This is a genomic window from Mycobacterium yunnanensis (genome assembly GCF_025823185.1).
In the GTDB taxonomy this organism is placed as follows: Bacteria; Actinomycetota; Actinomycetes; order Mycobacteriales; family Mycobacteriaceae; genus Mycobacterium; species Mycobacterium yunnanensis.
Genome location: NZ_JACKVK010000013.1, coordinates 181,649 through 201,313 on the forward strand (window position 1 = coordinate 181,649; position 19,665 = coordinate 201,313).

Consider the following 19,665-nt stretch of genomic DNA (forward strand, 5'->3'; position numbering starts at 1 on the left):
CGATCACGTTGGGGATGCCCCTGATTGGNCGCTGCTGCTGATCTTGGCGATGTTCGAGGGGTACTTCGGGTATTCGCTGCCCGACGATCTGCTCTCCGGGACCGGGTTGCGGGCGGCGTTCTCCTCGATCACGTTGGGGATGCCCCTGATTGGCACCTGGTTGCACTGGGCGCTCTTCGGTGGGGACTTCCCGGGGTCGATCATCATCCCGCGGCTCTACGCGCTGCACATCCTGTTGATTCCGGGGATCATACTGGCGTTGATCGGGGTGCACCTGGCGATGGTGTGGTTCCAGAAGCACACTCAGTTCCCCGGTCCGGGCCGCACCGAGCACAACGTGGTCGGCGTGCGGGTCATGCCGGTGTTCGCGGTCAAGTCCGGCGCCTTCTTCGCCATGACCGTCGGCATCCTCGGCCTCATGGGCGGTCTTCTCCAGATCAACCCGATCTGGCAGCTCGGCCCGTACAAGCCCTCCCAGATCTCGGCCGGTTCACAGCCCGACTTCTACATGATGTGGACCGACGGCCTGGCTCGTATGTGGCCGGCCTGGGAGATCTACCCCTTCGGCCACACCGTGCCCGCCGCGGTCGCCGTCGCCCTCATCATGGGGTTGGTCTTCATCTTGCTGACGATCTACCCGTTCCTGGAGAAGCGGTTCTCCAAGGACACCGCGCACCACAACCTGTTGCAGCGCCCCCGCGACGCCCCGGTGCGCACCGCGATCGGTGCGATGGCCATCGCGCTGTACATCGTGCTGACGTTCGCCTGCATGAACGACATCATCGCGCTCAAGTTCCACGTGTCCTTGAACGCGACGACGTGGATCGGCCGCATCGGGATGGTCGTGCTGCCCGCGATCGTGTACTACATCACCTACCGGTGGGCGATCAGCTTGCAGCGCAGTGACCGCGCCGTGCTCGAGCACGGCATCGAGACCGGCATCCTCAAGCGGCTGCCGCACGGTGCCTACGTCGAGTTGCACCAGCCGCTGGGGCCGGTCGACGAGCACGGCCACCCGATCCCGCTGGAGTACCAGGGCGCCCCGCTGCCCAAGAAGATGAACAAGCTGGGCTCTGCCGGCGCCCCGGGCACGGGTAGCTTCCTGTTCCCGGATCCCGAGGGTGAGCAGGCTGCGCTGGTTCAGGCCGCGCACGCCTCCGAACACCGGGCGATGCTGGCACTGAAGGAACGCCAGCTCGGCAACGGCAACGGTTCCAACGGTCACGCCTCCAACGGCCACAGTTCCAACGGCCACGGTTCCGACGGAGACCACTGACCGTCTGCTAGACGCGAACGACGCACCGCCCCCGACGACAGTCGGGGGCGGTGTTCGTCTGTGGGACGGCCACACTCGTCGCCGAGCGTGTAGCTCGTGCACGCCGCACTCGCAGACCGCGTACAGAACACCACGCTCGTCACGCGGTGGGGCGCACGACGCCAACCCTCGCTCCCCCACCGCGACGACAGTCGGGGCGGTGTTCGTCTGTGGGACGGCCACATTCGTCGCCGAGCGTGTAGCTCGTGCACGCCGCACTCGCAGACTGCGTACGGAAACCCACCCTCGACCCTGGGCCCCACTCCCCTACCCCGGGTGCCTGGTGCTAGGCGGCAGATTCGAGCACGCCGTGAAGCTGGCGCAGGAAGATCCACGGCACGGCGATCATGCCCACCGTGATGAGGCCGGCGACGGCGTACACGCTCCAGGACGCCGTGTCGTGATCGGTGGCCATCAGATAGGTGGCCACGCCGATTGCCGTTGCAGCGGCGCCCATCAAGGCCGCGAGCGAGGCGGTGCAACGCAACCAGATCTGCTCGACGGCCGCGGTCGGGAAGCCCACTCGGTGCCCGGCCGGCGGCGTCGAGTACCGCCGCAGCACCGGAGCGCCGAAGGGCTGCAACCGCTGAGCCACCGACGGGGTCTCCCGGGACGTGGCCTCCCCGGACCCCTCGGTACGCGACGGAATGCTCACCGCCGACTGTCGAGCCTTGAGCAGCAACGGAATTGCGCCGACGATCACCAGTGCCGACACCCCGATGACGGCGTACAGCAGCCAGGGTGTGTCCGACTTCTCGGCACCGCCGGTGTGGGCGCTGGCCAAGTCGACGAGTGCGACGACGGCCGCCACCGCGGCCCCCAGCGCCGCCAACCAGAGCGCGACGGCCGCGACCACCAGGAGGCGGTCGGTGCGGTCGGGCGTGCCAGGACGCGGACGCACGTGCGAGGACCCCGCCGCTCCATTGTCGATGTCAGTAGTCATCAGCAGCTCGTCTGCCAATCGTTGTTCTGTTGGGACGCGATGGTCTGCCCGTCGCTCGTGGTGATCTGACAGTTCAGCTTGCTCAACCGCAGCAGGCTCGACGCCTGCACCGAGCCGAATTCCGACATCGAGATCGGCGTGACCGTCAGCGACCACGGGATGTAGACGTTCTGCTGGGTGCGCTGGCGACCGGAGGCGTCGGTGTAGGTCACCGAGATGCGGTCCAGCGGCGCCTTGGTACCCGTCACGGTGTAGGTGATGAAACGCGGGCCCGCCGGTGCGGCGGAGGTCGCCGGCGGCGGTGCCGTCTCGGCCGGCGGCGCGGGCGGCGGCGCTTCGGCCGCGGGCGGCGGCGGTGGCGGCGGCTCCTGGGTGACGGTGATCGTCTCCGGGGGCGGCGGCGGGGGTTCTTCGGTGGTGGTCGGCGGTGGGGGCGGCGGCGGTGGTGGCGTCGTGGTGGTGATCTCGTCTTGTACCGGCGGCACCGTCGTCGTGGTGCTCGTGTCGGGGGTGGCGAGCGTTTCGCTGTCGGTGCGCGTCACCAGGACGGCGACGGAGACCACCAGCGAGATCGCCGCGACGATGGCGACCACCCCGACCACCCACGGCCAGCGCGGTGGGGTGGAGTCGTCGAGTTCGGACTTCGCGGAATAGTCGTCGTAGTCGTACAGGGCGGAATCCGCCGGCACGTACGGTGCGCTGGTGAACTGTTCGGACTCCGGGGCGGAGTACGCCCGGGAGTAGATCTCGGTTTCGCCGGTCTTCGGCGAATCCCGATCCGGTTCGTCCGGCCCCAGTGACTTCGATCCTGGAGAATCCGGCTCTGGGGGATTCGGCCCGCTCATCTACGCCTGTCCTTTTCGACTGCCCGAGTGGCGCGACGTCAGCGTCGGGGTCGTGACTGGTGGTCGTGCCTCGGCAACCTTACCGAACACGACACCCGGACGACCGCGGTGGCGCGACCCACGGACCAACTAGGCCCTCTATCGTGACCTTGAGTTCGTCGGGATCAGTGCTTCTCGGGACCGGTGTAGTACTCGAACACCAGACCCGCGGCCGACGCCAGCACCATGCACACGCCGGCGACGATCATCCATGGCAACCACAGGGCGATCGACACGGCGGTCACCGACGCCGACAGCGCGATCAGCAAGGGCCACCAGCTGCTGGGGCTGTAGAAGCCCAACTCGCCTGCGCCGTCGGAGATCTCGGCGTCTTCGTAGTCCTCGGGCCGGGTGTCGAGGCGCCGGGCGACGAACCGGAAGAAGGTGCCGATGATGAGCGACAGCCCGGTGGTCAGGACGAGCGCCGTGGTGCCCGCCCATTCGATGCCGCCGTTGGCGTAGATCCCGGTCAGGACGCCGTAGCCGACGGCGCAGACGGCGAAGAACGCGGTGAGGAACTCGAACAGTCTCGCTTCGATGTGCATGAGTCGTCGTCCCTACTTGCTCGCCATCGGAACCTGCTCGCCGCGGCGCGACTCGAACGGGTGCGTCGTGACCGCCAGCTCGGGCAGCCCCACCGCTCCGAGCGCGTCGGCGTTGGTTCCGTTGGGGTGGTCGATGCGGTACTGCAGGTAGGCCTTGAACACGTTGGGCTCCACGACGCGCACCTCGAAGTTCATCATCGAGTGGTACGTGCCGCACATCTCGGTGCAGCGACCGACGAACGCGCCGGTCTCCTGGATCTCGCTGACCTGGAAGACGTTGTCGGAGTTGTTGGCCTTCGGATCCGGCATCACGTCGCGCTTGAAGAGGAACTCCGGCACCCAGAAGCCGTGGATCACGTCGGCCGAGGCGATCTGGAACTCGATGCGCTTGCCCTTGGGCAGCACCAGGATTGGAATCTCGTTGCTGGTACCCGTCGTCTCGACCTTGTCGAAGTTCAGGTACGTGCGGTCCTCGGGGTTGAGCCCCTTGATCGGGCCGACGAGTTCCTCGCCGTGCTCGTCGACGCCCTCGGGCTTGGACACCATGGCGGCCTTGCGCTGGGCGTCGGCGCCGTCGAAGTTCAGCGTGCCGTCCTTGAAGGCGATCTTCTGGTAACCGAACTTCCAGTTCCACTGGAAGGCGGTGACGTCGATGACGACCTCGGGGTTGGGATCCTTGTGCAGCATCTTCTCCTGCACCACCACGGTGAAGTAGAAGAGCACCGAGATGATGAGGAACGGCACGACGGTCAAGACGAGCTCGAGCGGCATGTTGTAGCCGAACTGGCGGGGCAGGTCGGTGTCGGTCTTCTTCTTGCGGTGGAACACGCTCGTCCAGAACAGCATCACGTAGACGATGGCGCCGACGACCAGCGCTGCGATGACGCAGGCGATCCACAGCTCTCGGTTGACCTTGGCTTCGGGCGTGATGCCGTTGGGCCAGCCGAGGCCAAGTGCCTCAGACCAGCTGCAGCCGCTGAGCAGGAGCGAAGTCCCACCGAGAACTACCGACAACGCCACCAACCGGAACCAGCGTGCGGTCACGTCGGTGCCTCCTAGAAGATGGGTGAAACCAGGCGAATACTACGCAGCGTAGACCACGCCTGGCGGCTCGAGCGAAGCGACCGGGGTGTCGGTTCCGTGACCCTTGGGGATTCGGCATACTGACGCGATGTGCGGACTGCTGGCCTATCTACGCAACCCGTCCGCAGACCCGGCTTCCGGGCTGGTCGACGCGGTGTCGGGGGCCACTCACCTGATGCGTCACCGCGGGCCCGACGAGCCGGGTACCTGGGCTGACGACGCGTCCGATCCCACCGTGGTGCTGGGCTTCAACCGGCTGTCGATCATCGACATCGCCCACAGCCATCAACCGTTGAGCTGGGGTCCGCCCGAGCAGCCCGGCCGCTACCGGCTGGTGTTCAACGGCGAGATCTACAACTACCTCGAGTTGCGGGAGAAGTTGCGCACCGAGCACGGCGCCGAGTTCGCCACCGACGGTGACGGCGAGGCGATCATCGCGGCCTATCACCACTGGGGCACCGAGGCCCTGACCCGGTTGCGGGGCATGTTCGCCTTCGCGCTGTGGGACGCCCTCGACGGCGTGCTGTTCTGTGCGCGCGATCCGTTCGGCATCAAGCCGCTGTTCATGGCCACGGCAGCCGGCGGCACCGTCGTCGGCAGCGAGAAGAAATCGCTGCTGGACCTCGCCCCGGTCGCGGGTGTCGACCTCGGCGTCGACGAGCGGGCCGTGCAGCACTACACGGTGCTGCAGTACGTGCCCGAGCCCGAGACGTTGCACCGCGGCGTGCGCCGGCTGGAATCGGGCAGTTACGCCCGCATCCGTCCGGGCCACGAGCCGGAGGTGACGCGCTACTTCACGCCCCGGTTCTCGGCGGTGCCGTTCGTCGCGGGCGCGGAGAAGAGCCGCTACGACGAGATCACCGCGGTCCTGGAGGACTCGGTGGCCAAGCACATGCGCGCCGACGTCACGGTGGGTGCGTTCCTCTCCGGCGGCATCGACTCGACGGCCATCGCGGCGCTGGCGATGCGGCACAACCCCCGCTTGATCACCTTCACCACCGGGTTCGAGCGGGAGGGCTTCTCGGAGATCGACGTGGCCGTGGCCTCGGCCGAGGCGATCGGCGCCCGCCACGTCGCCAAGGTGGTCAGCCAGGCCGAATTCGTGGCCGCGTTGCCCGAGATCGTCTGGTATCTCGACGAGCCGGTCGCCGATCCCGCCCTGGTGCCGCTGTTCTTCATCGCGCGCGAGGCCCGCAAGCACGTCAAGGTGGTGCTCTCCGGGGAGGGCGCCGACGAGTTGTTCGGCGGGTACACCATCTATCGGGAACCTTTGTCGCTCAAGGCCTTCGACTACGTGCCCGGCCGGCTGCGCCGCACCCTGGGCCGCGCGTCGCGACCGTTGCCCGAGGGCGTGCGCGGCAAGAGCCTGCTGCACCGGGGGTCGTTGACGCTCGAGGAGCGGTACTACGGCAACGCCAGGAGTTTCTCCGACGACCAGCTGCGGGCGGTGCTGCCGGGGTTCCGGCCGGAGTGGACGCACACCGACGTGACCGCTGCCGTGTACGACGAGTCGCGGGGCTGGGACCCGGTGGCCCGGATGCAGCACGTCGACCTGTTCACGTGGTTGCGCGGCGACATCCTGGTCAAGGCCGACAAGATGACGATGGCCAACTCGCTGGAACTGAGGGTGCCGTTCCTGGATCCCGAGGTGTTCGCGGTGGCCTCGCGCCTGCCGTTCGACCAGAAGATCACCAGGACCACCACGAAGTACGCGTTGCGCCGGGCGCTGGAACCGATCGTGCCCGCCCACGTTCTGAACCGCGCGAAGCTCGGCTTCCCGGTGCCCATCCGGCACTGGTTGCGCTCGGGTGAGCTACTCGAGTGGGCACACGAGACGCTCGCGTCGTCCCAGACCGCTGACTTGGTCGACAAGGGCGCGGTGGCTCGCATGCTCGACGAGCACCGGACCGGCGCCGCCGATCACAGCCGTCGGCTGTGGACGGTGTTGATCTTCATGCTGTGGCACGCGATCTTCGTCGAACGCAGCGTGGTGCCTGAGATCGCCGAACCGACGTATCCGGTGCAGCTGTAGGCCGTCAGGCCAGCGTCGCGCCGATTTCTTGGCCAGCTTCGGCGCCGTAGGCGGCCGACAGTCGCTCGATTGCCGCGTCGCGGTCCCAGGTCCACTCCTGCGGCCCGGTCGCCTCGAGCACGAGCACCGCGACCAGCGAGGCCAACTGGGCCGACCGTTCGAGGCTGAGCCCGGCGGCACGGCCGGTGAGGAAGCCGGCACGGAACGCGTCGCCGATGCCCGTCGGGTCGGCCTGATGGGTTTCGGGCACCACGTCCACGTGGACGGAGGTACCGTCCGCCGACACCAGGTCGACGCCCTTGGGTCCGAGCGTGGTCACGCGCAGGCCGATCTGGTTCATCACCTCGGCCTCGCTCCAGCCCGACTTCTGCAGCAGCAGGTCCCACTCGTAGTCGTTGGTGAACAGGTAGGCCGCACCGTCGATGAGCTTGCGGATCTCCTCACCGGAGAGGCGGGCGAGCTGCTGGGACGGGTCGGCCGCGAAGGGCAGGCCCAGCGTGCGGCACTCCTCGGTGTGCAGGAACATCGCCTCGGGATCGTTGGCCCCGACGATGACGAGGTCGACCGAGTCGGCCTTCTCCGCGACGGCGGCGAGGGAGATGTTGCGGGACTCCGACATGGCACCCGGGTAGAACGACGCGATCTGGGCCATGTCCTGGTCGGTGGTGCAGACGAAACGGGCGGTGTAGGCGTTCTCCGAGATCAGCACGTTGGAGCAGTCGACGCCGTGCTCGTCGAGCCAGCTGCGGTACTCCTCGAAGTCCTTGCCGGCCGCGCCGACGAGCGCCACGTCGCCGCCGAGGACACCGATCGCGAAGGCCATGTTGCCTGCCACGCCGCCGCGGTGCAGGACGAGGTCGTCGACCAGGAAGCTCAGCGACACCTTCTGAAGGTGCTCGGGCAACAGCTGCTCGGAGAACTTGCCGGGGAACTTCATCAGATGGTCGGTCGCAATGGATCCGGTCACCACAATCGTCACGAAGCGTTGCCCTTCAGTTGGTTGCACGCGCTGCCAAGACTAAACAGCAGGTCGGTGCGCTAGCCTAACAACGTCATGGCCGGCCCCATCCCGTACCCCGAGTCCCCGTACCCGGAATCGACGCCCCGTCAACCGTATCCGCCCGCAGGGATGCAGCCCCCTGGCCTGCCGTTCTATCCGGGTGCCGTGCCCGCGGCGTACCCGGGGACGTTGCCCCCGCCGGTGAACTACCCGTCGCCGCGACGGCGGGGACGGCTGGTGCTGATCGCGGTGTTGACACTGGCTCTCATCGCGGCGATCGTCGTCACCGTCGTACTGGTCCGCGGGCGCACGGGCGACGACCAGGTGACGGTGACCGATTCCTCCGCCTCGGCAGCGATCCAGGGGTTCTTGGACGCGCTGACCAACGGGGACGACGAGACCGTGGCCCGCAACAATTCGTGCGGGTTCTTCGACGCGGTGACCGATCGCCGCTCCGACATGACCCTGGCCAATCTGACCAGCGACGCGTTTCGGCGGCAGTACGCCTCGGTGAAGGTGGCGTCGATCGACAAGATCGTGACGTGGTCGCCGACGCAGGCTCAGGTGCTGTTCACGATGCGCGCTACACCGGCCGGCCGCGGCCAGGGCGAGGTGGAACGCCAAGGCATCGCTCAGCTGTTGATCCAGGACCGGAACATCCTGGTGTGTTCGTACTTGCCCCGCAACGCCGGCCAGTTCTGACCGGCGTCGCGCGGCCGCGACTCAGTTGAAGGAGTCTCCGCAGGCGCAGGATCCGCCGGCGTTCGGGTTGTCGATGGTGAAGCCCGTCTTCTCGATGCTGTCGACGAAGTCGATCGTCGCGCCCTGCAGGTACGGCGCACTCATCCGGTCGACGGTCAGCGTGACGCCCCCGAAGTCGACGTTCAGATCGCCGTCGAGCGAGCGATCGTCGAATGCCAACTCGTAGCGCAGACCCGCACACCCGCCGGGCTGGACGGCGATGCGGAGATTCAGGTCGTCACGGCCTTCCTGATCCAGCAGGGACTTGGCCTTTGCCGCGGCCGCGTCGGTGAGGATCGCGCCGTGGGCGGCGGTGGTAGTCGTGGTCGACTCGTCCTGAACAGTCATTCCTACTCCCTAGTGCCAATCTTCATCGAGGAGATTGTCATGCGTCGGATATCTCAACGGTACCTTGCCGGAGCGCTATTCCCGACCCTCAGCGGCCGCCCAGCGTGACGCCGTCTGCTCGGCCAGCCCGGTGAGCTGCCGCGCGGCGTCGTCCATCGCGAGCTGGATCGAGCCGGCGTAGTCGGTGATCGAGTGCGCGGCCGCGATGCCCGCCCCGGCCAAGGCGTCGGCGGCGAGGGTGACCTGCCCGGCGAGCACAAGCACCTGGGCGTGCTCGGCACCAGAGGCCAGGGCGCTGACGACCTTGCCGTGCAGCGACTGGTCGTCGAAGCGGCCCTCCCCGGTGACGATGACGTCGGAGGACGCGACGTCACCGGACAGGTTGGTGTGTTCGGCGATGACCGCGGCGCCGGATTCCCGTCGACCGCCGAGTGCCAGCAGCGCCGCTCCCAGGCCGCCGGCAGCCCCCGCGCCGGGCAGATCGCGCACGGCGCGTCCCGCGGCGGCCTCCAGGGTGTCGGCCCAGGCGGTCAGCCGTTCTTCGAGCAGGTCGACGGTGGCGGGGTCGGCGCCCTTCTGCGGACCGAAGACGTGCGCCGCTCCCCTGGGTCCGAGCAGCGGGTGTTCCACGTCGGTGGCGGCGACCAGGTCGACGCCCGCGAGCCGCGCCACGGCGGCGTCGAGGCCGCCGAGCGCGTCGACCAAGCCGCGGCCGCCGTCGGTGCAGGCGCTGCCGCCCAATCCGACGACGACGCGGGTGGCGCCGGCGGTCAGCGCGGCGTCGACGAGTTGGCCGACGCCGCGGCTGTGCGCGTCGACGGCGGTCCGCACCGTGGGCGGGCCGCCGAGAATGGCCAGGCCACAGGCCTGCGCGCATTCGACGTAGGCAATCGACGAGTCGGGGTCGAACACCCAGTCGGCGGTTACCTCGGCGGCCAGCGGACCGCTGACTCGAGCCGACCGACGTTCGCCGAGCCGGGTGGCCAACACGTCGACGAACCCCGGACCGCCGTCGGATTGTGGTGCCAGGGTCAGCTGGTCGCCCGGCCGGGCTCGTTGCCAGCCGGTGGCGATGGCCTCGGCCGCGTCGACGGCAGTGAGACTGTCGCCGTAACAGTCGGGTGCGATCAGCACGCGCAGGTCGGGGGTCACCCCAAGAGGGTAAGGCGGGTGCCGCCTACTCGACAGTACGGAGGCTCGTGTTGAGTGCCGCGACATCGTCAGTAACCTGTGAGGTGTGAATCTGCTGGGTCGCAAGAAGGACAGTCCCCCACCCGAAGAGGGCGACGCCCCCGGGATGTCCGAGGCCGAGCTGGCGACCGCTCGAGAGGCCGGGGCCCGGGTGACGGCCCCCAAGGGTCGGCCCACCCCCAAGCGCAACCAGACCCGCAGCCGCGGTCCGGTCGCTCCCGCTCCGATGACGTCGGCCGAGGCGCGCAAGCGCAAGAAGGCCGTCAAGCAGACGATGAGCAAGGAGGAGCGCAAGGCCGACAAGCTGGTCCGCCGCGCCGCGCTGGCCGAGCGCCGCGAGAAGATGATGTCGGGTGAGGACGCGTACCTGCTGCCCCGCGACAAGGGCCCGCTGCGCCGCTACGCCCGCGACGTCGTCGACGCCCGGCGCAACCTGCTCGGTCTGTTCATGCCCGCCGCGCTGGCGCTGGTCTTCGTGATGCTGTCGTTGCCGTCGGTGCAGATCCAGTACTACGTGCAATTCGTCATGCTTGGCCTGGTGCTCGTCATGGTGGCCGACGGCCTGCTGATCGGCCGCAAGGTCAACAAGGCAGTCGACGCGAAGTTCCCCGACAACACCGAGAGCGGATGGAAGCTGGGCTTCTACGCCGCCAGCCGGGCGTCTCAGCTGCGCCGCATGCGGGCACCGCGCCCCCAGGTCGAGCGCGGCGCCACGGTCGCCTGAGTCGTCGTGCGCGTCCTCGCGCTCGGCGGCATCCGGTCCGGCAAGTCGCAGTGGGCCGAGACCGCCCTCGTCCAGGACGCCGCGGCCGGCCCGATCCGGTATGTGGCCACCGGAGCCGTGTCCGACGATCCGGACTGGGTGGCCAGGGTCGACACCCATCGTCGCCGCCGTGACCACCGGTGGTCGACGGTCGAGAGTGCCGACGTGGCAACGCTCTTGCGGGCCGACGCGCAGGTGCCCACCCTGGTCGACGACGTCGGGGGGTGGCTGGTCGGTGCGATGGATCGGCGTGACGCCTGGACCGGCGGGAGCGTCGAGCCCGACGTGGACGACCTGGTCGCCGCCGTCGAGGCGTTTTGCGGTCCGCTGGCACTGGTCAGCCCCGAGGTGGGTTTGACGGTGGTGCCGGCCACCGCGGCGGGTCGACTGTTCGCCGATGCGCTGGGCCTGCTCAACCAGCGCCTCGCGGCGGCGTGTCACCGCGTGGTCCTGGTGGTGGCCGGGCAACCGCTGACGGTCAAGGACGGGCCGTCGTCGTGATCGGTTCGCTCGCTTCGGCGTTCGCGTTCGGTACGGTCGTACCGATTCGTACCCGGCAGCCCTTCGGCCGGGGCGCGTTGACCGCCTTGCCGGTGGTGGGGGTGGCTCTCGGGGCGGTGGCGGCCGCGGCGGCCTGGCTGGCGGGGCACGCGTTCGGGTCGACGAGTCCGCTGACCGGGATGGCCGTGGTGGCGGTGCTGCTGCTCGCGACGCGGGGTCTGCACGTCGACGGGTTCGCCGACACCGTCGACGGATTGGGCTGCTACGGCCCGCCGGAACGGGCGCTGGCGGTCATGCGTGACGGACCGGCAGGTCCGTTCGGCGTCGCCGCGATCGTGGTGGCGATCGTCGTCCAGGGCCTGGCGTTCAGCATGCTCGACCCGGCGGCCATCGTCGTGGCGGTGACGGCGGGCCGGGTCGCGGTGGTGACGGCCTGCCGCCGGGGCGTCCCCGCGGCGCCCGGCGGCACCCTGGCCGCGCTGGTGGCGGGATCTCAACCGGGATGGGTGGCCGCCGCGTGGATCGTGGCGCTCGCCACCGGCTCGGTGTTCGCCACCCACCGGCCGTGGCAGGGTCCCCTCGCCGTGGCCGTCGCCCTCGGGATCACCGCACTCCTGCTGCGCCACTGCGTCCGTCGGTTCGGCGGCGTCACCGGTGACGTACTCGGTGCGTGCGTGGAACTGACGACCACCGTCGCCGCGCTGGGCCTTGTGGTGCGCTAACCCCGCCCGAGCTGCAGCGCCTTCACGATGAGCAGCAGCGCGCCGAGCACCAGGTAGCCACGCAGTGCCAGCATGCCGGTGCGGGTGCCCGCCGACCACGTCACCGGTCGCAGCAGCGTCAGCGGCGGCATGCGCCACGTCGCGCGGTCCAGGCCGCTGGGCAGCGGCGGCGGGCTCGAGGGCGGCCGCCGACTGGCCGCGAGGCGCAGCGCCACCATCGCCACCGCGCCGGCCACCGCGAGCACCGCGCTCAGACCCTCGGCCGTCTCGACGACGTCGAGGTCCGGGAACAGCGTGGTGGCCATCAGGATTCCCGACAGGACCAGCAGAACCGCCACGATCACGATGGCCACCACGTTGAGCCACCGCCGATTCACCCACGGACCCAACACTTCCCGGTCGTTGCACAGCAGCAGCAGGAAGACGCTCGCACTGGGCAGCAGCAAGCCGGCCAGGGCCTGCACGGCCGTGGTGATCACGCCCAGCGGCGCGCCGGGGATGAGCACGACCCCCGCGGCGAGGGCGACCATGGCGGTGTAGGACAGGTAGAAGCGCTTGGCGTCGGAGAAGCTCCGGTGCAAGGAGTGCTTGATGCCGAACACGTCCCCGAAGGCGTAGCTGGTGGCCAGTGTCACCGCGGCCGCGCCGACGACGGAGGCGTCCAGCAGCACGATCGCGAAGATCGACCCCAGCAGATGGTCACCGTGGCCGAGCAGCTCGGCGACCGCGCCGGCGTCGGTGAAGGCGCCCTCGGTCCCGGTGGACCGGGCGGCCCAGTCGCCGGTCATGACCAGTGCCGCGGCGCCAAGCACCACGACGAACGCGCCGAGCACGGTGTCGGCGCGTTCGTAGCCGATGAAGCGTGGCGTGATGCGCTTGTCGACGATGTTGGACTGCTGGAAGAACAGCTGCCACGGGGCCACGGTGGTGCCGACGATGGCGATGATCAGCAGCACCGCGTCCGAGCTCACTCCGCCGGAGATGCCGGGCACCACGAAGTCCCTTGCTGCACGGCCGAAGTCGGGGTGCGACATCAGCAGCATGGGCACTTGCAGCAGGGTGATGGCGATGAATGCGAACATGGCCCGTTCCCACCGACGAAAGCTTCCCGAGGCCATGACGGCCACCAGCGCGACGGCTGCGGTGGGCACGACGACGTACCGGGAGATGCCGAAGTAGTCTGCGGCAAGGCCGATTCCGATGAACTCGGTGACGATGGTCAGGAAGTTCAGGACGAAGAGGTCACCGACGGAGAACCAGCCCCAGCCCCGGCCGAACCGCTCGTTGATGAGCCGCGCATGCCCGACGCCGGTGACCGCGCCGAGGCGCACCACCATCTCCTGGTTGACCACGAGCACCGGGATGAGCAGCAGCAGGACCCACATTAGGCTGTAGCCGTAGTTCTGCCCGGCCTGGGCGTAGGTGGACACGCCGCCCGCGTCGTTGTCGCCGACCATCACGACGAGGCCCGGACCCACGATCGCGAGCATCGTCACGAGTCGCACCTTCAGCGTGCGTGGCCGGTCGCCGGCGTCGACCGAGATCCGGCCGAAGGCACCCTCGATGTCGCCGAGGTGGGCGCTGTCCAGTACCGCCGTGCGCAGGCGGGGATCGGCGGTCACGACGGGTACCGGGCGGCTCGGACGGCCCGGGGCGCGGGTTCGCGACGTCGCCAGTCCTCGGGGATGGTCGCCTGCAGCACGTCGTCGACCGTCACCACGCCAAGCACGCGGTCCTCGTCGTCGACGACGGGCACCAGGTACAGGTCGTAGTCCGCCATCAGCAGGGCCACGTCGGCGAGGTCGACGGCGGCATCTACCCGGGACGGGTCCGAATCCATCAGCGCGACGACGGCAGTGGCGGGCTCGCTCTGCAGCAGGGCGATCACCGAGACCAGCCCGACCAGGTGGGCACCCTCGTCGAGGACGTGGACCTTCAACAGCGCCTCGGGCGCCAGCGTGGTCGCGGCGGCGATCACCGCAAGCGCCTCGCCTGCGGTTGCGGTGGCAGCGCAGGTCGTCACGTCGGTGTTCATCAGCCCGCCTGCGGTGTCTGGGTTGAAGCCCATCAGGGTCGTCACCTTGACGCGTTGCGGGGCGGGCATCAAATCGAGGACCCGCAGCCGGCGCGACTGGCGCAGGTCGACGATCGCGTCGGCGGCGTCGTCGGCGCGCATCCGGCCGAGCAGTCCGGCGACGTCGGCATCGGGCATGCCGTCGAGCAGCTGGCTGGCCTTGTCGGAGTCGAGTTCGGAGAACACGTCGGCCTCGAGTCCGGGATTGCTGCGGACACGGTCGAGGATCTCGAAACCCTCGGCGCGGTCGGCGTCCTCGAGCAGGTCGGCGATCTGAGCGGGCTTGAGCGCGCCGACCCGACCCGCGACCCGGCGCGCCGCGGCCGAGCGTCCGTCACCGATGAGCGGTTCGAAGGACCGCCAATCCCGCACGGAGGCAACGTCGTTGGATCCGAACAGACCGAAGAACCGCGGCCGACGCCGGGTGTCCAAGCGCACCGGGGACCACCCTCGACCGGTGTGCTCCAGCTCGACGTCATAGGCGCGCACCAGTTCTGCGGCCGCCACGTCGATGAGGCGGTGGCCGAGCACGTCGGCCCGCAGCAACACCTCGCCGTCGTGGCGCTGAAAGCTGCGCAGGTCGACGGCGTTGCCAGTCAACGTCACCCGGCCTGGTCGCCACTGGTCGACGGTGCGGGCGGCGACGAAGACGCGACGGCCGCCCATCGCGGCGACCAGACCGGTGACCTCCGGATAGGCGTCCGGTCCGCGCAGTCGGACGGTGACGTCGACGACCCGGCCGATGGTCTCGCCGGCACTGGCGACCACTGGCGCGCGCAGCAGATCCGACAACGAGATCGTGGTCGCCTCGGGGCCGGTGTGCTCCCCGACGGTGGTCGATTCAGTCATGGTGGGCCTCCTCGGCTCGTCGCGCTCGACGAGGATCGTTGCGCGCGAACATGTCAGGGGCCTGAACATCACCTTCCGATAGTTGTACAATCGTTTGACTATTTGAGTGTTGAGGCTTCTACTCGACGGTGTCGACCCCCCGACCCGAGGAGCGAGAATGACCAATCAACGACTGAAGTCGACGGCCGCCGCCGTGGGCGCCTGCGCCGTCGCCACTGCCGCCGCGATCGTGGGCAGTGCAGGCCCGGCACCCCATCAGGCGGTCGCCGGCGGCTCCGGTGACTCGGCTACGACGACCATGTACACGCAGCCGGTCGTCACGGCGATGAAGCTCGCCTCGACGACCACCGAGACGGTCGCGCTGGGCAACGACGACGCTCCGACGGCGATGGCCACCCCGGAGGCCAGCCCGTCGGTGAAGGCCACGTTCTACGGCAGCAAGGGGTGAGGCCCCGTCCTACAGCCAGTCGGCGTGGCGCCGCACGTAGCACCGCTTCGCGAACTGGGCCGACAGCGCATATGCCGTCATGGCGGCGGCGATCCAGAGCAGGTAGACCCACGGCAGAGCCACCAACCCCAGCCGTGCCCCCACGGATGTAAGGGGAAGCAACAGTCCGACAGCCGCGGCCCCCGACGACGCGACCACCACGGGACGCGACGGTCCCGCGCCCCGCCACGGCGCCGTCCTGACGCGCAGCACCAGCACGATCAGCAACTGGGTCAGCAATCCCTCGACGAACCACCCGGTGTGAAAGGGGGCCGGCCGATGCGCGGTGTCGAAGATCCACCACAGCACGGCGAACGTCGCCACGTCGAACAACGAACTCAGCGGTCCGAACCAGAGCATGAAACGCACCAGCCCACTGGGATTCCAGCGGCGCGGCGAGCGCAGATAGTCGTCTTCGGCGCGATCCCACGCCAGCGCCAGCTGCGCGGCGTCGTACAGCAGGTTCTGCACGATGAACTGCACCGGCAACATGGGAAGGAACGGCAGGAATGCCGACGCGATCAGCACCGTGAACACGTTGCCGAAGTTCGAGCTCGCGGTGATCTTGACGTACTTCATGGTGTTCGACAGCGTGCGACGACCTTCGATCACACCACGGGCCAGGACGTCCAAGCCGTCCTCGAGGAGGATCAGGTCGGCGGCCCCCTTCGCCGCGTCGGAGGCGTCGTCGGCGGCGATGCCCGCATCCGCAACGCGCAGTGCGGGAACGTCGTTGACGCCGTCGCCGATGAATCCGACCGTGTGTCCCGTGCTGCGCAACGCACCCACGATCCTGGCCTTGTGTGCGGGCGTCAAGCGCGCGAACACGGTGGCTCCCTCGACGAGCGCCCCGAGTCCGGCGTCGTCGGCGGCGTCGACCTGGCTGCCGAGCACCGGGTCACCGGGGGCCAATCCGACCCGCTCGGCCACGATGCGCGCGATGTCCTCACCGTCGCCGGTCAGCATCTTCACCGCGACGCCGTGTCCGGCCAGGGTCTCGATCGCCGCGTCGGCACCGACGCGCACGGGGTCGACGAACCCGAGGAATCCGATGAGGACCATGGCGTGCTCGTCGCGTTCGGTGTAGCGCTCGAGGCGTGCCCGGCCGTCTCGGACCGCCACGGCCAACGTCCGCATCCCGCGGGCGCCGCAGTCGCGCACGACGGACATCGCATCGGCGATGCGCTCGTCGTCCATCTCGATCACGTTGCCGGCCAATCGAATCCGGTCGCAACAGGCGATGACGGCCGACGGGTCACCGTGGGTGACGAGGATGTGCTCGTCCCGCCGACGGCGGACGACGACGGTGGCCAGCCGCCGGGTGTGGTCGAAGGCGATCTCGTCGACCTTGTCGAAGGCCGCATCGGCGAGCAGCGCCGCATCGGCGCCGGCCATCCGTTCCACGATCGCCTCGTCGAGGACGTCGTAGGGGCAGTCCTGAAGCGACACCGCGAGGTGGGCGAGTTCGCCGACGGAGTCGTCGACGGCCCCCGCCGGGTCGACGGCGTGCGCGTACACCACCCGGTCCTCGGTCAGCGTGCCGGTCTTGTCGACGCACAACACGTCCATCGCGCCGAGATCCTGGATCGCCTCGAGCCGGTTGACTATCACCCGATCTCGCGCCAACCTGGTCGCGCCGCGGGCCAGGTTGGCCGTGACGATCACCGGCAGCATCTCCGGTGTCAGCCCGACTGCCACGGACACCGCGGACAACGCGGCTCGGCGCCAGTCCTCGGTGACCAGACCGCTGACGACGAAGACCACGGGCGCCATCACCAGCATGAAGCGGATCAGCACCAGCCCGACCGTGCGCACGCCTTGCTCGAAGCTCGACGTGGGACGCAGATCGGCGACCGTTCGCGCCAGCGCGTCGTGCAGCGTGGCCGGGCCCGTCGCCACCACCAGCGCCGTACCGGTCCCGGAGACCACCGTCGTTCCGGTGAAGCACAGCGACGAGGTGTCGAATCCGACGTCGGTCCGGGGGTCGACGTCGGCGGCCGGGGGCGCCTTGGGCACCGGCATCGACTCCCCGCTCACCACGGCCTGATCCAGCATCAGGCCGGCAGCGGTGACGATCCGAAGATCGGCCGGGACGACGTCACCGGCGACGAGCACGACGACGTCACCGGGCACCAGGTCGCGAACCGAGACCTCGCGGTCGACGGCCGGCTGCCCGGCCCCGGGCCTGCGTCGGACGGTGGCCGTCGTCGACGACTGCCGACGCAGCCCGCGCACCGCCCTGTCCGCGCGCGTCTGCTGCCACAGCCGCAGCCCCACCGCCGAGGACACGACCACGGCGACGGTAACCGCGCCCCCCTGGTCGCCGACGGCGATCAGCACCATGCCGAGCACGCTGAGCAGGGCGACGAACGGGCTGCGCACGGCAGCCACGACCCGTGCGGCCACCCGGTCGTCGACGTAGCAGCCCGGCCTGTTCTCCCCGAACTCGGCGGCCCGCTCGGCAGCGCTCTGCTCGGTCAGGCCATTCGGGGAGCTGGCCAACCGCTGGAATGCGACGAACGACGGCGCATTGGCGAGTTCGGCCAACCGCGGCTCGTCTCCGGACGGCGTCGGACCGCGGCGGGTGGTCACGAGTGACTGCAGGGCCATGCCGGATCCTCGTCGACGGGAACAGACGATCAAACGGTTGTCACAGCGTCCAACTTGCGGGAACCTATCCAGACGTCGTCAGGAAGGAGTGCCCGTGGCCGCCGGCCAGTCACCCGAGGCCAGGGTCTCCGAGCAGCTAATTCAAGACACCGCAGGTATGTTCGCCATGCTGTCGGCGACCGTACGCCTGCACCTCGTGTGGTTGCTGTCCCTCGGCGAGCGGGACGTTGGCACCCTCGCCGAGGAGACCGGGCAGTCGATGGCCACCGTCAGCCACCACCTCGGCAAGCTCAAACTGGCCGGTGTCGTCGACGCCCGCCGTGACGGCAGGCGCCAGGTCTACTACGTCAGCGACGTCCTGGCGCAGCAGGTCGTCCGCCTCGCCGTGGAATCGAATGCCGCCACGCTCGACGAGGCCCCGCGCCGTCGGGGACGACGGTCGGCCAACGGCTGATCAGCCGAGCCGGGTCATCCAGTCGTGGGTGTCGGCGAACTTGCCACGCTGAATACCGGTCAGGGTGTCGCGCAGTGCCATGGTGACCTCGCCCGGTTGGCCGTCGGCGATGGTGAACTCGCCGTCGGCGGACTTCACGTGCGAGACCGGGGTGATCACCGCGGCGGTGCCGCAGGCGAACACCTCGGTGATCTCCCCCGCGGCGGCCTTCTTCTGCCATTCGTCGACGTCGATCTTGCGTTCCTCGACCGAATACCCCGCGTCGGATGCCAACTGCAGCAACGAATCTCGCGTGATCCCCGGCAGCAGCGAGCCACTGAGCTCGGGGGTGACCAACCGCGCGGTACCGCCGCTGCCGTAGACGAAGAACAGGTTCATGCCGCCCATCTCCTCGACGTAGCGCCGTTCGAGGGCGTCGAGCCACACCACCTGGTCGCAGCCGTGGTCGGTGGCCTCGGCCTGGGCGAGCAGCGACGCGGCGTAGTTGCCGCCGAATTTGGCCGCGCCCGTGCCGCCGGGGCTGGCCCGCACGTACTCCGTCGACAGCCACACCGACACCGGCTTGAGGCCACCCTTGAAGTACGCGCCCGCGGGTGACGCGATCACCATGTAGCGGTACTCGACGGCCGGTCGCACGCCAAGGCCCGACTCCGTCGCGAAGATGAACGGACGGAGGTAGAGCGACTCCTCGCCACCGGCGGCAGGCACCCAGTCACCGTCGACCGCGATGATCTGGCGCAGCGATTCGAGGAACACCTCGTCGGGCAGTTCGGGGATGGCCAGCCGCCTGGCCGAGGTCCGCAGTCGCGCGGCGTTGGCCTCCGGCCGGAACGACACGATGGAACCGTCGCTCCATCGATAGGCCTTCAGACCCTCGAACACTTCCTGCGCGTAGTGCAGCACCACCGACGACGGGTCCAGTTGGATCGGGCCGTAGGGCAGCACCGTGGCGTCGTGCCAGCCGTCTGACTCGGTGTAGTCCACCGAGACCATGTGGTCGGTGAAGTACCGGCCGAACCCGGGGTCGGCCAGAATTCCGGCCCGTACTTCGTCACTTGCCGGATGCGCATTGCGGGCAAGCGTGAAGTCCAGGGAGCGGTCAGTCATGTGGCGATTGTATAAC

Annotated in this window: 18 protein-coding genes and 1 pseudogene; 8 read left to right on the top strand and 11 right to left on the bottom strand. The window is 69.1% G+C overall.

The window, feature by feature from the left end; translation table 11 throughout:
- Positions 1 to 31: 31 nt before the first annotated feature.
- Positions 32 to 1,276 (top strand): annotated as a pseudogene (locus H7K45_RS24520) (cytochrome b); the annotation flags it as partial.
- A gap of 325 nt (positions 1,277 to 1,601) precedes the next feature.
- On the opposite strand, the gene H7K45_RS24525 reads toward H7K45_RS24520, so the two are convergent.
- The 4 genes from H7K45_RS24525 to ctaC all read right to left on the bottom strand — a co-directional run bounded on the left by H7K45_RS24525 (position 1,602) and on the right by ctaC (position 4,731).
- Positions 1,602 to 2,258, bottom strand: coding sequence for a DUF2561 family protein (locus tag H7K45_RS24525; protein WP_263998652.1), 657 nt, complete (start codon positions 2,256 to 2,258; stop codon positions 1,602 to 1,604).
- Positions 2,258 to 3,103, bottom strand: a complete 846-nt coding sequence (locus H7K45_RS24530) for an MmpS family transport accessory protein (protein WP_263998653.1) — start codon at positions 3,101 to 3,103, stop codon at positions 2,258 to 2,260. Before H7K45_RS24530 ends, H7K45_RS24525 begins: the two co-directional genes overlap by 1 nt.
- 164 nt (positions 3,104 to 3,267) lie before the next feature.
- Positions 3,268 to 3,687, bottom strand: coding sequence for a cytochrome c oxidase subunit 4 (locus H7K45_RS24535; RefSeq protein WP_263998654.1), 420 nt, complete (start codon positions 3,685 to 3,687; stop codon positions 3,268 to 3,270).
- 12 nt (positions 3,688 to 3,699) lie between these two features.
- On the bottom strand, positions 3,700 to 4,731 hold the full coding sequence (gene ctaC, locus H7K45_RS24540) for an aa3-type cytochrome oxidase subunit II (protein WP_263998656.1): 1,032 nt from the start codon (positions 4,729 to 4,731) through the stop codon (positions 3,700 to 3,702).
- Between the two features lie 127 nt (positions 4,732 to 4,858).
- On the opposite strand from ctaC, the gene asnB reads away from it, so the two are divergent.
- Entirely contained in the window at positions 4,859 to 6,802 is a 1,944-nt protein-coding gene (asnB, locus tag H7K45_RS24545; protein ID WP_263998658.1) for an asparagine synthase (glutamine-hydrolyzing), read from the top strand.
- 4 nt (positions 6,803 to 6,806) lie between these two features.
- Here the strand turns inward: asnB and H7K45_RS24550 are convergent, their stop codons facing one another.
- Complete coding sequence (locus H7K45_RS24550) at positions 6,807 to 7,781, bottom strand: carbohydrate kinase family protein (RefSeq protein ID WP_263998659.1); 975 nt, start codon at positions 7,779 to 7,781, stop codon at positions 6,807 to 6,809.
- A 75-nt stretch (positions 7,782 to 7,856) separates the two neighbouring features.
- Here H7K45_RS24550 and H7K45_RS24555 point away from each other — a divergent pair, with 75 nt between their 5' ends.
- Complete coding sequence (locus H7K45_RS24555) at positions 7,857 to 8,504, top strand: Rv0361 family membrane protein (protein ID WP_263998660.1); 648 nt, start codon at positions 7,857 to 7,859, stop codon at positions 8,502 to 8,504.
- A 21-nt stretch (positions 8,505 to 8,525) separates the two neighbouring features.
- Here the strand turns inward: H7K45_RS24555 and H7K45_RS24560 are convergent, their stop codons facing one another.
- Positions 8,526 to 8,891: a HesB/IscA family protein gene (locus H7K45_RS24560; protein ID WP_263998661.1), complete on the bottom strand. Its 366-nt coding sequence runs from the start codon at positions 8,889 to 8,891 to the stop codon at positions 8,526 to 8,528.
- Between the two features lie 75 nt (positions 8,892 to 8,966).
- Positions 8,967 to 10,043, bottom strand: a complete 1,077-nt coding sequence (locus H7K45_RS24565) for a glycerate kinase family protein (RefSeq protein WP_263998662.1) — start codon at positions 10,041 to 10,043, stop codon at positions 8,967 to 8,969.
- An 85-nt stretch (positions 10,044 to 10,128) separates the two neighbouring features.
- Here H7K45_RS24565 and H7K45_RS24570 point away from each other — a divergent pair, with 85 nt between their 5' ends.
- From H7K45_RS24570 to H7K45_RS24580, 3 genes are read left to right on the top strand one after another with little or no spacing between them, the layout of a single operon-like run.
- A complete protein-coding gene (locus H7K45_RS24570) occupies positions 10,129 to 10,806 on the top strand; it encodes a DUF3043 domain-containing protein (protein ID WP_263998663.1) in 678 nt (225 codons plus the stop codon).
- A gap of 6 nt (positions 10,807 to 10,812) precedes the next feature.
- Positions 10,813 to 11,346, top strand: a complete 534-nt coding sequence (locus H7K45_RS24575; protein WP_263998664.1) for a bifunctional adenosylcobinamide kinase/adenosylcobinamide-phosphate guanylyltransferase — start codon at positions 10,813 to 10,815, stop codon at positions 11,344 to 11,346.
- Positions 11,343 to 12,068 carry an adenosylcobinamide-GDP ribazoletransferase gene (locus H7K45_RS24580; RefSeq protein ID WP_263998665.1) on the top strand — a complete coding sequence of 242 codons (726 nt, stop codon included), beginning with the start codon at positions 11,343 to 11,345 and terminating at the stop codon, positions 12,066 to 12,068. Before H7K45_RS24575 ends, H7K45_RS24580 begins: the two co-directional genes overlap by 4 nt.
- Here H7K45_RS24580 and H7K45_RS24585 read toward each other — a convergent pair.
- Both H7K45_RS24585 and H7K45_RS24590 read right to left on the bottom strand, forming a co-directional pair.
- Entirely contained in the window at positions 12,065 to 13,690 is a 1,626-nt protein-coding gene (locus H7K45_RS24585; RefSeq protein WP_263998666.1) for an NRAMP family divalent metal transporter, read from the bottom strand. The genes H7K45_RS24580 and H7K45_RS24585 overlap by 4 nt on opposite strands.
- Positions 13,687 to 14,991 carry a magnesium transporter MgtE N-terminal domain-containing protein gene (locus tag H7K45_RS24590; protein WP_263998667.1) on the bottom strand — a complete coding sequence of 435 codons (1,305 nt, stop codon included), beginning with the start codon at positions 14,989 to 14,991 and terminating at the stop codon, positions 13,687 to 13,689. Before H7K45_RS24590 ends, H7K45_RS24585 begins: the two co-directional genes overlap by 4 nt.
- 157 nt (positions 14,992 to 15,148) lie before the next feature.
- On the opposite strand from H7K45_RS24590, the gene H7K45_RS24595 reads away from it, so the two are divergent.
- Complete coding sequence (locus H7K45_RS24595) at positions 15,149 to 15,439, top strand: hypothetical protein (protein ID WP_263998668.1); 291 nt, start codon at positions 15,149 to 15,151, stop codon at positions 15,437 to 15,439.
- 9 nt (positions 15,440 to 15,448) lie between these two features.
- Here H7K45_RS24595 and mgtA read toward each other — a convergent pair whose 3' ends face one another.
- The gene (mgtA, locus tag H7K45_RS24600) at positions 15,449 to 18,088 is read right to left on the bottom strand and encodes a magnesium-translocating P-type ATPase (RefSeq protein WP_263998669.1); all 2,640 of its coding nucleotides are present in this window, start codon (positions 18,086 to 18,088) and stop codon (positions 15,449 to 15,451) included.
- A 94-nt stretch (positions 18,089 to 18,182) separates the two neighbouring features.
- Here mgtA and H7K45_RS24605 point away from each other — a divergent pair, with 94 nt between their 5' ends.
- Positions 18,183 to 18,542, top strand: a complete 360-nt coding sequence (locus H7K45_RS24605; protein ID WP_263998671.1) for an ArsR/SmtB family transcription factor — start codon at positions 18,183 to 18,185, stop codon at positions 18,540 to 18,542.
- Here the strand turns inward: H7K45_RS24605 and H7K45_RS24610 are convergent, their stop codons facing one another.
- On the bottom strand, positions 18,543 to 19,649 hold the full coding sequence (locus tag H7K45_RS24610; RefSeq protein WP_263998673.1) for a branched-chain amino acid aminotransferase: 1,107 nt from the start codon (positions 19,647 to 19,649) through the stop codon (positions 18,543 to 18,545).
- Positions 19,650 to 19,665 lie beyond the last annotated feature (16 nt).

What these genes read in the sequence shown, in the direction of transcription:
- H7K45_RS24525 (WP_263998652.1), bottom strand. Translation starts at nt 2,258, where the DNA reads ATGACTACTGACATCGACAATGGAGCGGCGGGGTCCTCGCACGTGCGT.
- H7K45_RS24530 (WP_263998653.1), bottom strand. Translation starts at nt 3,103, where the DNA reads ATGAGCGGGCCGAATCCCCCAGAGCCGGATTCTCCAGGATCGAAGTCA.
- H7K45_RS24535 (WP_263998654.1), bottom strand. Translation starts at nt 3,687, where the DNA reads ATGCACATCGAAGCGAGACTGTTCGAGTTCCTCACCGCGTTCTTCGCC.
- asnB (WP_263998658.1), top strand. Translation starts at nt 4,859, where the DNA reads ATGTGCGGACTGCTGGCCTATCTACGCAACCCGTCCGCAGACCCGGCT.
- H7K45_RS24555 (WP_263998660.1), top strand. Translation starts at nt 7,857, where the DNA reads ATGGCCGGCCCCATCCCGTACCCCGAGTCCCCGTACCCGGAATCGACG.
- H7K45_RS24560 (WP_263998661.1), bottom strand. Translation starts at nt 8,891, where the DNA reads ATGACTGTTCAGGACGAGTCGACCACGACTACCACCGCCGCCCACGGC.
- H7K45_RS24590 (WP_263998667.1), bottom strand. Translation starts at nt 14,991, where the DNA reads ATGACTGAATCGACCACCGTCGGGGAGCACACCGGCCCCGAGGCGACC.
- H7K45_RS24595 (WP_263998668.1), top strand. Translation starts at nt 15,149, where the DNA reads ATGACCAATCAACGACTGAAGTCGACGGCCGCCGCCGTGGGCGCCTGC.
- mgtA (WP_263998669.1), bottom strand. Translation starts at nt 18,088, where the DNA reads ATGGCCCTGCAGTCACTCGTGACCACCCGCCGCGGTCCGACGCCGTCC.
- H7K45_RS24610 (WP_263998673.1), bottom strand. Translation starts at nt 19,649, where the DNA reads ATGACTGACCGCTCCCTGGACTTCACGCTTGCCCGCAATGCGCATCCG.